1 protein-coding gene is annotated in these 315 nt (G+C 31.1%); it reads left to right on the forward strand.

Going from position 1 to position 315, the window contains the following annotated elements:
- Positions 1-264: IS200/IS605 family transposase (gene tnpA / locus CD172_RS12215; RefSeq protein ID WP_142384448.1), on the forward strand; the 264-nt coding region annotated here is incomplete at its 5' end.
- Positions 265-315: the final 51 nt, after the last annotated feature.

The following is a 315-nucleotide window of genomic DNA, read 5'->3' on the forward strand; positions in this document are numbered from 1 at the left end:
AGTGTTTCTCAATTTGTAGGATATTTAAAAGGTAAGAGTAGCTTAATGATTTTTGATAAACATGCACATTTGAAATATAAATATGGTAATAGGAAGTTTTGGTGTAAAGGATTTTATGTAGATACAGTTGGAAGAAATAAAAAGGTAATAGAAGAATACATTCGAAATCAATTACAAGAGGATATCGTTGCAGAACAACTCACAATGATGGAATATATAGACCCATTCACAGGGGAAGAAAATAAAAAGATTAGAAAAAAATAGGACCCTTTTAAGGGTCGCTGAGAAAGTAGTACAGTTGGCTGATCTTTTCAG

Source organism: Staphylococcus agnetis (assembly GCF_002901865.1).
Taxonomy (GTDB): domain Bacteria; phylum Bacillota; class Bacilli; order Staphylococcales; family Staphylococcaceae; genus Staphylococcus; species Staphylococcus agnetis.